The organism is Actinotalea soli (genome assembly GCF_017565425.1).
In the GTDB taxonomy this organism is placed as follows: Bacteria; Actinomycetota; Actinomycetes; order Actinomycetales; family Cellulomonadaceae; genus Actinotalea; species Actinotalea soli.
The window spans coordinates 1-11,849 of record NZ_JAGEMK010000008.1 but is presented as its reverse complement, the minus strand read 5'-3'; the positions used below and the strand labels follow the sequence as shown (position 1 = coordinate 11,849).

The window sequence follows — 11,849 nt, the reverse complement described above, 5'->3', positions numbered from 1 at the left end:
CCGGTCACCCCCGCGGCGAGGGGGGCCCGGTCGAGGCGCGCGCCCGGAGGGTCGGCTCGAGGACCACGTGCCGGTCCTCCCGTCGGCCCGCGTCCCGCTCGCCGAGCAGCTCGACCGCGGCCGCGCCGAGGGCTGCGCCCCCCTGGTCGAGGCTGGTCAGCCGCGGGCGGACGGTGGTGGCCAGCCTCGTGTCGTCGTAGCCGACCACCGAGAGCCCGCCGGGCAGCTCGAGGCCTGCGTCGTGGGCGTGGTCGAGGAGGGCCACCGCGGTCAGGTCGTTGTTGGCCAGCACCGCGGTACACCCTGCGGCGAGCAGCTCTGCCAGGGCGACGCCCACCTGCTCCGGCCCGTCGACCGTCCACGTGCGCTCGGCACCGAGGTCGAGCTCGACCAGGGCGTCGGCGTAGCCCTCGTGGCGTGCCCGGGCGGCGGGGCGGCGCGAGGTCGTGACGAACCCGATCTCGCGGTGGCCCAGCTCGGCGAGGTGGGCCACCGCACGACGGGCCCCGGCGGCGTCGTGGTTGGCGACCGCGTCCACCCCCGCGGGCAGCTCCTCGGGCCGTCCGACGACGACCACCGGGACCTGCCGGGCGCAGGTGACGAGGACCTCGGGCTCGACCCTCGAGCTGACCACCACGAGGCCGTCGACGTTGAGCGACAGCATCGCCTCGAGGTGCGTCGCGAGCCGGTCGGGGTCCCGCCGGCCGTGGGCGATGAGCGCCCCGAGGCCGTGCCGGGTCGCAGCCTCCTCGACCCCGAGGGCGACGTCGGCGTGGTACGGGTTCGTCAGGTCGGTCACGACCACGCCGAGCTGACCCGTCCGGCCCTGCACCAGGGCCCGGGCCAGGGCGTTGGACCGGTACCCGAGGGCCTCGGCCGAGGCTCGGATGCGCTCGCGGGTCGCGGCGCCCACGCCAGGGTCGCCGCGCAGGGCGAGGGAGACCAGGGACTTGGACACCCCGGCCGCGGCGGCGACGTCGACGATCGTCGGGCGGCGTGGTCGGAGGTCGCTCACCTGGTCATCATGCCGCCTCCCGGCCCGGCGCCTCGGTGCGGCGCGGCGGGCGCCGGTCTCGGGGCCCTGGCTGCTTGCTGGAACGTTCCAGGCCAGTTCACCCGCTGTCCACCCAGCGGCTCGGCGGCGTTCAGCCCACCTCGGGACCGTGGTCCCCGGTCGGCCCGCACGGGTCGGCCGGCCCACCCCGGCACATCCCGCCCGCCGCACAGCACCGGAGCCGCACGTGACCACGACCGACCAGCTCGCCCCCGTCGAGGGTCCGGGGGCCCTGAGCCCCACGACCCCCGTCCCGCCCTCCCTCGAGGTGCGTCCGGCAGCGCTGCTGCTGGACTTCGGCGGCGTGGTCGTCGAGACCGTCAAGCGCCCCGACGGCGTGACCGCGGCGGCCGCCGTCCTGCACGGCACCCTGGCCGGCGCGGGGCACGACGTCGCCCCGGCGCGGCTGGCCGAGTCCCTCACCGCAGGCCTCGCGAGCCTCAAGCACTGGAAGCACGCCATGAGCCGCACCCAGGCGCCGCGCGAGCTCACCCACCGCGAGCTGTGGGAGGACTTCCTGCTGGCCGACCAGCCCGACGCCGTCCGTGCGACCGCGGCAGGGGACGGCGCCGGACTCATGGCCGTGCTCAACGGGCTGCTCAGCCACCACCAGGTGCGCCCCGGGGTGCTCGACCTGCTCACCCTCGCCGACCAGCTCGGGGTCCCGGTCGGCATCGTCAGCAACGCGCACTCGGGCCGTGCGCACCGCGACCTCATGCGCCACCACGGCCTCGCTCATCTCGTGGCGGTGCAGCTGTACTCGGACGAGGTCGGCATCCGCAAGCCGCACCCCGACATGATCCGGCGGGCGGCGACGGCCCTGGGCACCGTGGCCGAGCACTGCTGGTACGTCGGGGACACCCGCGACCGCGACCTGGTCGCCGGGCGCCGCGCCGGGGTGGGCGCCGTCGTGCTGACCCGGAGCAAGCACACCGACTCCCCGCCCTTCGCGGTGCAGGAGGTCGCCGACCTCGTCCTGGAGACCCCCGAAGGGCTCGTGCCGCTCCTCGCGGGCAGCCGACCTCGCGCCGTCGAGCCCGCCGAGGTCCTCGAGCCCCCCGCCCCGCGCCCGGTGCGTCGCCCGCGAGGCCTGCTGCTGGACCAGGGCGGGGTCCTCACCGCCTCGACCAAGACCCCGGCCGCGGTCGACACCTTCGTCACCCGGCTCGCCGCCCGGCTGCGGCGCGCGGGTCACGCCCTGACCGACGAGGAGCTGCGCGCGGCCCTGCGGCTCGGACGCGAGGCGTACGCCGAGCACAAGCAGCGCGACGCCGTCGGCCCCGCGGGGCTGCCCGTCGCGCACGAGGTCACCCACCGTGAGTTCTGGGGCGGCATGGTCGGCTCCAACCTCGCCCTCGGGCCCCGCGCCTGGCTCGAGGCCGAGGCCAGCAGCCTGGCCTTCGAGTACGCCCAGGCCAAGAGCAGGGCCTGGCTGCGCGAGGGGGTCGAGGAGCTCCTCACCTGGTGCCGCGAGGTCGGCATGCCGGTCGCGATCGTCTCGAACACCATCTGCGGGCGCAGCGGGCGCCGCCGCCTGGTCGACGCCGGGGTGGACCACCTCGTCGGCGCGCACCTGTACTCCGACGAGGTCGGCCGCCGCAAGCCCGACCCCGAGCTCGTGCACGAGGCCACCCGGGCCCTGGGTGTGGACCCGGCGGACTGCTGGTTCGTCGGGGACAAGCCCTGGCGGGACGTCGTCGCGGGTCGTGCGGCCGGTGTCGGCTCGGTGGTCGTGGTGCGCGGCGGTGCCCCCGCCCCCGAGGCCCTCGCCGCGGGCCTCGACGCCCCCGGCCACGAGCCCGACCTCCTCGTGGCGGACATGCACGCCGTCCGCACCGCCCTCCAGGCCCTCGACCCGGCCTGAGCCCGCTGCCCCCACCGCAGCCCGCACAGCCTCCCCGCTCGCCCCCTCTCGCTGGTCCTCACCCAGAAAGGCCCACCATGTCGTCCACCACCGCGTCATCGGACACCGCCTCGTCCAGCCCCGCGCGCCGCATCCCGCGGCCCCAGGAGCTCGCCTCCTCGCAGAAGCTCATGGTCTTCGTCCTGTCGATGGTCCTGTTCGGCCTCGCCAACATCCTCACCGAGGTGCTTCCTGAGTTCCGGGTCGGCCCCGTCGAGCTCTCGGTCTCCTACCTGGCCTTCGTGCCGGTGGTCATGGTGAGCCTCTTCCACCCCCTGTACGCGGCCCTCGGTGCGCCCCTGGGGGAGATCATCTTCGTCGACCTCCTCATGGGGAACTTCTCCGGGGTCGGCGAGCTCGAGGGGTACATCCAGCTCGCCCTCGGCCTGTACATCGGCGGCTCGCTGGTGCGTGACCCCGCGCGTCGCGGGCAGGTGGCCCTCGCTGCGATCGTCGCGGTGCTCATCGACAAGGGGGTCGGCGGAGCGGTCGACATCCTCAAGGTCGTCGTCGGCGTCGAGGACCTCGAGTCCGTCCAGGGCCTGCCCGAGTCGATCCTCGCCCTCGAGGGGGTCGCCTTCGCCTCGGACCTCCTCATCAGCGGCATCATCTTCGGCGCGATCCCCGCGGCGTACCTCGCCCCCCGCCTGCACGGCAAGATCGAGCCCCTCATGGGCATGGCCCCGCGTGACCCGCGCGTCCCGCTGCCCGGCCGCGCCCGCCAGACCGCCGGCTTCATCGGGCTCGCCGTCGTGCTGTTCATCGCCTCGGGGCTCTTCGCCTTCCTCGAGTACGTCGACGTCGAGCTCGGCCTGTGGGAGCCGGACTTCCTCGAGCAGTACGGCATGGGCTTCCTGTGGGTGAGCGTCGCGGCCTGCGCGGTGGTGCTCGTCACGGTGGTGCTCCTCGCCCGCCGCTCGGCCCGCCGTCGTCGGCTCGAGGCGGGCCGCGCCACGGCGGCGTCGGCCACCGAGGTCGCCCGCAGCAACGCGGGGGTCTGAGCGTGCCGGCCGTCATCGAGGTCCGTGACCTCACCTTCCGCTACCCCGGGGCCGAGGTCGACAGCCTCGTCGGCGTCGACCTCACCATCGAGCGCGGGGACTTCGTGGCCGTGGTCGGCGGCAACGGCTCGGGCAAGACCACCCTCTGCAAGACCTTCAACGGGCTGATCCCGCACTTCTGGTCCGGGGAGATGCTCGGCTCGGTGCACGTCGGCGGGACGGACACCCACGAGTCCTCGGTCGCGGCCCTGTCCCACCAGGTCGGCTACGTCTACCAGGACTTCGGCAACCAGCTCGTGCGCCCCACGGTGCGCGACGACGTGGCCTTCGGCCCGATCAACTTCGGGCTGACCGACCACGCCGAGCGCACCGAGCAGGCGATGGCCCAGCTGGGCATCGAGCACCTGGCCTCGACCTTCGTGTGGCAGCTCTCGGGCGGGCAGGAGCACCTGACCGCGCTGGCCGGGGTGCTCGCGATGCGCCCCGAGGTGATCGTGGTCGACGAGCCCGTGGCCGAGCTCGACCCGGTCCGTGCCGAGGAGACCTACCGCATGCTCGCCCGGGTCAACGCCGAGCAGGGCACCACCGTCGTCGTCATCGAGCACCACGCCGAGTTCATCGCCCGGTACGCCCGCAGCGTGGTGCTCATGGCCCAGGGGGCACCCCGCTGGCACCTGCCCGTCCGCGAGGCCCTGTCGCGCACCGAGGAGCTCGCCGAGCACGGCATCCCCGCCCCCCAGGTGGTGCAGGCCGTGCGGGCCCTGGCCCCCGCCGCCCCCGTGCCGCTCACGGTCGAGGAGGCCGTGACGGCCCTCGCCGGCGACGCGGTCGTGACCAGCAGCGGGGTCTCCACCAGCGGGGCCGCCCGCGCCGAGCCGACGACGACCGCACGGCGCGGACCGGTCGTCGGGCGCCTGGAGGGGGTCACCCACGGGTACCGGGACGTGCACGGTCATCTCTCGACCGTCCTGGACGACCTCAGCCTGACCCTGCACGAGGGTGAGCGGATCGCCGTCGTCGGCTCGAACGGGGCCGGCAAGTCGACCTTGCTCCGGCTCCTCACGGGCCTGGACGTGCCGCGGGTGGGGGAGGTCGAGGTCGAGGGCATCAGCACCCGCTCCACCTCGGCGGCCCGGCTCGCGGACCACGTCTGCTACCTCTACCAGCACCCCGAGCAGATGTTCCTGCAGGACTCGGTCCGTCAGGACATCGCCATGTTCCCCCAGCAGCGGCGACGTCCCGGGACCGCCGAGCTCGTCGAGGAGATCCTCGACCGGCTGCGGCTGCGCGAGGTCGCCGACCGTGACGGGCGCACCCTGTCCGGGGGCCAGCAGCGCCGCGCGACCCTCGGCATCGCCCTCGCGATGACCCCTGCCCTGCTGCTGCTCGACGAGCCCACCTCGAGCCTCGACGTCGGCACCCGGCGCGACGTGACGTCCATGCTCGCGGCCCTGGCCGAGCGCATCCGCTGCGTCGCCGTCGCGACCCATGACATGCACCTCGTGGCCGAGTGGGCCACCCGCGTCGTCGTCCTGCACGGGGGTCGGGTCCTCGCAGACACCACCCCGGCCGAGCTCTTCGACGACCCGGACCTGATGGCGGCCGTGAACCTGGTCCCGCCGCAGGTGAGCGTGCTGGGCCGGGCCCTGGGGATCCACCCGCCCCCGCTCTCGGTCGAGGAGCTCACCGCGCGCGTGGCCGGCCCCGTCACGGCGGGGGTGCGCTGATGGCCCGCAAGCAGCGTGACGTCGTGTCGGTCGAGTGGGTCAAGCTCGAGCTCCTGCGCACCGCGTACGCCACCCGCGGCGGCCTGCTGTCCCGCCGGGACCCGCGCATCGTGCTCGGCTGGTACCTGGTCTTCGCCGTCGTGCCGTGGCTGACGCACAACATCACCACCCTCGCGGTGCTCTTCGGGCTGACCGCCGTCGCGGTGCTCGTCTCGCGGGTGGGCCCGCTGATCCTCGGGCTGTTCGTCATCGGCCTGGTGCTCGAGAGCACCTACCTGCTGCTGCTCGCCTGGCTGTTCGACGGCGACATCACCACGGTGCTCTCCCTGGTCACCCTGACCCTCAAGCTCGGCACCATCAGCCTGGCGAGCATGGCGGCCTTCGTGTCCCTGGACCCGGAGAAGCTCTCGGACGCGCTCATCAGCCTGCGCGCCCCGGCGCTGCTGAGCTTCGGGGTCAGCTACGGGTACCGGATGCTGCCGATCCTCATGACCGAGTTCCACACCATCGTCAACGGCTTCCGGCTGCGCTCGGCCCCCCTCGAGCGGCGCGGGATCCTCGGCTGGCGGGCCGTGGTGCGGCTCTCGACCACCCTGGTCCAGGCCTTCTACCCGATGATGCTCAACACCGCGAAGCGCACCCGCACCACCGTCGAGGCCCTCGAGACCCGCGGCTTCACCTTCGCGGGGGAGAGCCCGCTCGGCCGGGACCTGCGGCTCGCCTACCTCCGGGTGGGAGCGGCCGACGTCGTGCTCCTGGCCGTGACCCTGGTGCTGGTCGCCGCGGCCTTCGTGACCGGGGCGCAGGTCCCGCTGTTCGCCCAGGCGCGGTGAACGAGCGCTGAAGCACGCGGGGTGATGTGCGCGCGCTGAAGCACGCGCGGTGGACCATGCGCGGTGGACCATGCGCGGTGCACGAGGCGGTGGGTCAGCGACGGGGGCCGGGAACGTCCGGCCCCCGTCCGGACGTTGCCCCGGCATGGACCTCGACGACATCGCCCTGACCACCTTGGACGGCCGCACCACGACCTTCGGCGAGTGGGCCGGGAAGGTCCGCCTCGTGGTGAACGTGGCCTCCCGCTGCGGCTTCGCCACCCAGTACGCCGGCCTCGAGCAGCTGCACCAGCGCTACGCCGACCGCGGGCTGGCGGTGCTCGGCTTTCCGAGCAACCAGTTCCTCCAGGAGCTCGGCAGCACCGAGGCCATCGCGGAGTACTGCTCGATGACCTACGGGGTGACCTTCCCGATGTTCGAGAAGGTCAAGCTGAACGGTCGCTCGGCCCACCCCCTGTTCCAGGCCCTCACGGGTACCCCCGCGGTCGACGGGACCAAGGGCAAGGTGCGCTGGAACTTCGAGAAGTTCCTCCTCACGCCCACCGGCGACCTGCACCGCTACCGCTCGACCACCGAGCCGGACGCCCCGCAGGTGGTCGAGGTCATCGAGGCCGCGCTGCCCGCGAGCTGAGCAGGCGGTCCGAGCCGACGAGTGCAACCGACCGGCCGGGCCGACGGGACCAGCGCGAGCGGTGCCAGAGTGGGGCCATGGCGAGCAGCGAGTCCTCTGACCAGTCCGTGGAGCACCCCTCGGGTGAGCACCCCTCGGGCGCCCGCCGCAGCGCCCTGATCTCGGCCGAGGTCCTCGCCGCCGAGCTCGCCGCGGGGGAACGTCCCCTCCTCCTCGACGTCCGCTGGACCCTCCAGGGGGCCGACCGCGACGGCTACCTCGAGGCCCACCTGCCCGGCGCCGTCTTCTGCGACCTCGACGCCGACCTGGCCGCCGAGCCCGGCGAGGGCGGGCGGCACCCCCTGCCCAGCCCCGAGGTCCTCGCGGCGACACTGCACCGCCTGGGCGTCCGCCCCGGCCAGCCGGTCGTGGCCTACGACGGCGGCGCAGGGGCAGCCGCGGCGCGCGCGTGGTGGTGCCTGCGCTGGGCCGGGCACGACGAGGTCCGGGTGCTCGACGGCGGGTTCGCCGCCTGGCTCGAGGCCGGCGGCACCACCGAGGCCGGAGCCCCGACCGGAGCTGGAGCCCGGTCCGAGGCCCGCGTCGGCGGGACGTCCGATCCCGCGCCCGGTGATCGCGAGCGGCCCAGCGCGCCCGGCGCGCGCAGCACCATGCCCGTGGTCACCGTGGAGGACCTCCTCGCGGGCCGGGCCGGTGCGCTGCTCGACGCCCGATCGGCCGAGCGCTTCCGCGGTGAGGTCGAGCCGGTCGACCCGGTCGCGGGCCACGTCCCCGGCGCCACCTCCTGCCCGACCGCCGCATTGCAGGGCCCCGACGGCCGCTACCTCCCACCCGATCGGCTCCGCGCGCTGCTCGTCCCGCTCGTCGGGGAGGGTGCCGCAGCCGCGTACTGCGGGTCGGGGGTGACGGCGAGCCAGCTCGTGCTCGCGGCCCACGAGGTGGGCATCGAGCTGGCCCTGTACCCGGGCTCGTGGTCCCACTGGGTCCGCGACCCCTCCCGCCCTGTCGCGACGGGGGCCTAGCCGGACGACGCACCTGGCACCGCCCGGGGGCGTACTGTCACGAGGACGGAGTCCACCTCGGCTCTGGCGCGAAGGAGCGACCATGGCCCAGTCCGACCTGACCCTCGGGGTCGTCGCGACCTCTCGCAAGCCCGCCGAGCTGCGGCTGCCGCTGCACCCGGACCACCTCGGGCGCATCGACGCCGACCTGCGCGCCCGCATGGTCCTCGAGGAGGGGTACGGCGAGCGCTTCGGCGTCGACGACGCGGCCCTGGCCGCCCTGGTCTCGCGGGTCGCCCCGCGGGCCGAGGTCCTCGCGACCTCCGACGTCGTCCTGCTGCCCAAGCCGCAGGCCGCCGACCTCGCCGAGCTGCCCGTGGGCACCGTGCTGTGGGGCTGGCCGCACTGCGTGCAGGACCCCGAGGTCACCCAGCTCGCGATCGACCGGCGGCTGACCCTCATCGCCTTCGAGGCGATGAACCACTGGCACCGCGACGGCGGCTTCAGCCTGCACGTCTTCCACAAGAACAACGAGCTCGCCGGGTACTGCTCGGTGCTGCACGCCCTGCAGCTCGCGGGGGTGACGGGGGACTACGGGCGCCGGCTCACCGCCGTCGTCATCGGCTTCGGTGCCACCGCGCGCGGTGCGGTCACGGCCCTCAACGCCCACGGGGTGCACGACGTGCGGGTCCTGACGCACCGCGGGGTGGCCGCGGTCGCCGCGCCGATCCACTCGGCGCAGATCGTCCACCTCGACCAGGACCCTGCCTCCCCCGAGACCTGCCAGGTGCTGACCGAGCACGGCGCGGTGCCCCTGGCGCCCTACCTGGCCCAGAGCGACGTCGTCGTGAACTGCACCCTCCAGGACACCGCCGCCCCGCTGACCTTCCTCCAGACCGCGGACCTCGCCGCCTTCCGCTCGGGCAGCGTGATCGTGGACGTCTCGTGCGACGAGGGCATGGGCTTCTCCTGGGCGCGCCCCACCTCCTTCGCCGATCCCGCCTTCACGGTGGGTCAGGGCGTGCTGTACTACGCGGTCGACCACAGCCCGTCCTACCTGTGGGACTCGGCGACCTGGGAGATCAGCGAGGCGGTGATGCCCTTCCTGCGGGCCGTGCTGGACGGCCCCCGCGGGTGGGACTCCGACGAGACCGTCCGGCGGGCGATCGAGATCCGTGACGGGCACGTGCTGAACCCCGACGTCCTGGCCTTCCAGCGCCGCGCGGCCGAGCACCCGCACCCCCGACGACGCTGATGGAGGACCCAGACCAGCTCGTCTGGGACACGGTCCGGGGTAGCACGCGGGATCCCTGCAACAACCTGGCCGAATCTCGCAGGAATCCTCGCCCTGAACCGATGGTGGGAGGAGGACCGGCATCGCGGTCCCCGGATCCAACAGCAGGAGGACGGGTGCGCCGTCGGGGCATCGCACGTGCAGGCACGGCGCGGCAGCAGCCACACGTGTCGAGCGAGCTCGTGTTCACCCCGGAGGAGCTCGCCCGCGTCATCGGCCTGCAGTGCCTGGTCGGCGGGGCGCTGGCCCTCGTGTGGGCGCTCCTGCCGTGGAACGCCGGCACGGCCTGGAGCCCGCCGGTCGTCGTCCTGGCCACCATGGCCTGCGTGGTCGGACTGGGGATGGTGGTTCTCGGCACCGTGCCTGCCCCGGCGCGGGCGCTGAACCGGGCGGTGCACGCGTGCATCCTCGGCGTGCAGGTCCTGGTCGCCGTCGGGTATGCGGTCACCGCGGAGACGGGCAGCCCGATCCTGCTCTTCCTGCTGTGGACCACCGCCTACGCCGGGATCCTGTCCCGACGGGCGCGCTGGGGCCACGCGACGTCGACCGCGCTGCTCATCTCCGCGGCCTCGGCGACCCACGCGGTCGCGGTCGACGCGGCCGAGGTCGTCGTCTTCCTCATGTCCACGATCATCGTGGTGACCCTCGTGGTGTCGCGGTCTGCCGCGCGGCTCCACGAGGCGGCGACGCACGACGCCCTGACCGGTCTGCCGAACCGGCGGGTGTTCTACCGACGTGCGGGGGCGCTCCTGGCAGAGCGCCGGGTCTCCGGCGGCGGGGTCGCCGTCGCCCTGCTCGACCTCGACCGCTTCAAGCACGTCAACGACAGCTACGGGCACGGTGCGGGGGACGCTCTCCTGGTCGAGCTCGCCCGACGGCTCGGCGACGCCCTCGGCCCCGACGACCTCGTCGTCCGGCTCGGCGGGGACGAGTTCGCGGTGCTGCACGGCCCCTCCGGGGCGGTGGACGTCGACGACCTGTGGGCCCGCCTGAGCTCGGCCTGGGCGGAGCCGTTCGTGCTCGAGGGACGACGCCTGTACGTCGACGGCAGCGCGGGCATCGCGATCGCGACGCCGACGGACACCCCGGCCACCCTCCTCCGGGACGCCGACACCGCCATGTACGAGGCGAAGGCCCTGGGCACCGGTCGACGACGGGTGTTCGACCGCAGCACCAGTGCGCAGGGGCACCGACTTCTCCAGCTCGAGACCGGGCTGCGCGAGGCCGTCGCCCGGGGGGAGCTGACCCTCGTCTACCAGCCGGTGCTGGACCTCGCCGACGGCCGGGCCACGGGGGTCGAGGGCCTCCTGCGCTGGACGAGCCCGGAGATCGGCAGCGTGGGACCGGACGAGTTCATCCCCGTCGCCGAGAGGTGCGGGATGATCGGGCAGCTCGGCCTGTGGGTGCTCGGGCGCGCGGTCGCGGACCTCGCCTCCTGGCGCAGGGAGGGGCTGGTCGACGAGGACTTCTCGGTCGCGGTCAACGTGAGTGCCCACCAGCTGACCCCTGAGCTGCCGGAGCAGGTGGCGCGCCTGCTCGCGGCCCACGGGGTGCCGACGCGGAACCTCGCCCTCGAGGTCACCGAGAGCGCGATCGTCGAGGGACGCGAGCCCCGAGCGGTGCTCGACACGCTCCACACGATGGGCGTCACCCTGCTGCTGGACGACTTCGGCACGGGGCACTCCTCCCTCACCCGGCTCCGTGAGCTCCCGCTCGACGTGGTGAAGATCGACCGGTCCTTCGTGAGCGGGGTGAGCACGGCCCCGGAGGACAGGGCTCTCGTCCTGGGCGTGGTGCAGCTCGCCCACGCGCTCGGGATGAGGGTGATCGCCGAGGGCATCGAGGAGCCGGAGCAGCTCGAACAGCTGCGGGTGGCCGGCTGCGGGGCGGGGCAGGGCTACCTGCTGGCGCGCCCGGTGCCTGGCGCGGACCTCGTCGCCGCCCTCGAGCGGGCCCGGGAGGTCTGCGCTCCGCGGCCGGTCGACGAGTACGCGGCGGTCCACGGGCGGACGTGACCCAGGACACCAGGCACGGACTTGCGCGCCCGGAGGTGGAACCGTAATGTTGCGTCTCGCCCCGAGCGGGAGGAACGGACAGCGAGAGCTGGCCAGTCCCCGGGGAACCACGAGCAGGACGACACCAGGAGCCTCTGGCTTCTGGCAAGATCTGCGCCTGGTGCAGGACGAACTCGGGAAGTTTGACGAGGGGAGTCCGAACCGCTAAGTTAGAGAAGTTGCCTCCGGACGGGCCTTGAGGGCCTGGATGGATGCGCGTCTGTTCCTTGAGAACTCAACAGCGTGCCAAAAGTCGATGCCAATTGTCGTCGTGGTGGGTGCAGTGCTGACCGTTGTGGTTGGTGGTGTGCTTGTTGCGGTGACGTGGTTGAGACGAATGTTTAACGTCAG

9 protein-coding genes are annotated in these 11,849 nt (G+C 73.8%); 8 read left to right on the top strand and 1 reads right to left on the bottom strand.

The window, feature by feature from the left end; translation table 11 throughout:
- Nucleotides 1–4 precede the first annotated feature (4 nt).
- Nucleotides 5–1,015: a LacI family DNA-binding transcriptional regulator gene (locus J4G33_RS13335; protein ID WP_208056483.1), complete on the bottom strand. Its 1,011-nt coding sequence runs from the start codon at nt 1,013–1,015 to the stop codon at nt 5–7.
- 226 nt (nt 1,016–1,241) lie between these two features.
- Between J4G33_RS13335 and J4G33_RS13330 the strand changes: the two genes are divergently transcribed.
- The 8 genes from J4G33_RS13330 (at nt 1,242) to J4G33_RS13295 (ending at nt 11,459) form a co-directional block, all read left to right on the top strand.
- On the top strand, nt 1,242–2,918 hold the full coding sequence (locus J4G33_RS13330; RefSeq protein WP_208056482.1) for an HAD family hydrolase: 1,677 nt from the start codon (nt 1,242–1,244) through the stop codon (nt 2,916–2,918).
- A 77-nt stretch (nt 2,919–2,995) separates the two neighbouring features.
- On the top strand, nt 2,996–3,958 hold the full coding sequence (locus J4G33_RS13325; protein ID WP_208056481.1) for a DUF8171 family membrane protein: 963 nt from the start codon (nt 2,996–2,998) through the stop codon (nt 3,956–3,958).
- A gap of 2 nt (nt 3,959–3,960) precedes the next feature.
- Entirely contained in the window at nt 3,961–5,685 is a 1,725-nt protein-coding gene (locus J4G33_RS13320; protein ID WP_208056480.1) for an ABC transporter ATP-binding protein, read from the top strand.
- The gene (locus J4G33_RS13315; RefSeq protein WP_208056479.1) at nt 5,685–6,518 is read left to right on the top strand and encodes an energy-coupling factor transporter transmembrane component T family protein; all 834 of its coding nucleotides are present in this window, start codon (nt 5,685–5,687) and stop codon (nt 6,516–6,518) included. Before J4G33_RS13320 ends, J4G33_RS13315 begins: the two co-directional genes overlap by 1 nt.
- A 145-nt stretch (nt 6,519–6,663) precedes the next feature.
- A complete protein-coding gene (locus J4G33_RS13310; RefSeq protein WP_208056478.1) occupies nt 6,664–7,149 on the top strand; it encodes a glutathione peroxidase in 486 nt (161 codons plus the stop codon).
- Nucleotides 7,150–7,226: 77 nt separating this feature from the next.
- The gene (locus tag J4G33_RS13305) at nt 7,227–8,171 is read left to right on the top strand and encodes a sulfurtransferase (protein WP_208056477.1); all 945 of its coding nucleotides are present in this window, start codon (nt 7,227–7,229) and stop codon (nt 8,169–8,171) included.
- An 82-nt stretch (nt 8,172–8,253) separates the two neighbouring features.
- Nucleotides 8,254–9,405 (top strand): N(5)-(carboxyethyl)ornithine synthase, encoded by a 1,152-nt coding sequence (locus J4G33_RS13300; RefSeq protein WP_208056476.1) that lies wholly within the window; start codon nt 8,254–8,256, stop codon nt 9,403–9,405.
- A 206-nt stretch (nt 9,406–9,611) separates the two neighbouring features.
- Nucleotides 9,612–11,459: a putative bifunctional diguanylate cyclase/phosphodiesterase gene (locus J4G33_RS13295; protein WP_208056475.1), complete on the top strand. Its 1,848-nt coding sequence runs from the start codon at nt 9,612–9,614 to the stop codon at nt 11,457–11,459.
- Nucleotides 11,460–11,849 lie beyond the last annotated feature (390 nt).

Coding starts and splice junctions, on each gene's coding strand:
- J4G33_RS13325 (WP_208056481.1), top strand. CDS start 2,996: ATGTCGTCCACCACCGCGTCATCGGACACCGCCTCGTCCAGCCCCGCG.
- J4G33_RS13315 (WP_208056479.1), top strand. CDS start 5,685: ATGGCCCGCAAGCAGCGTGACGTCGTGTCGGTCGAGTGGGTCAAGCTC.
- J4G33_RS13310 (WP_208056478.1), top strand. CDS start 6,664: ATGGACCTCGACGACATCGCCCTGACCACCTTGGACGGCCGCACCACG.
- J4G33_RS13305 (WP_208056477.1), top strand. CDS start 7,227: ATGGCGAGCAGCGAGTCCTCTGACCAGTCCGTGGAGCACCCCTCGGGT.
- J4G33_RS13300 (WP_208056476.1), top strand. CDS start 8,254: ATGGCCCAGTCCGACCTGACCCTCGGGGTCGTCGCGACCTCTCGCAAG.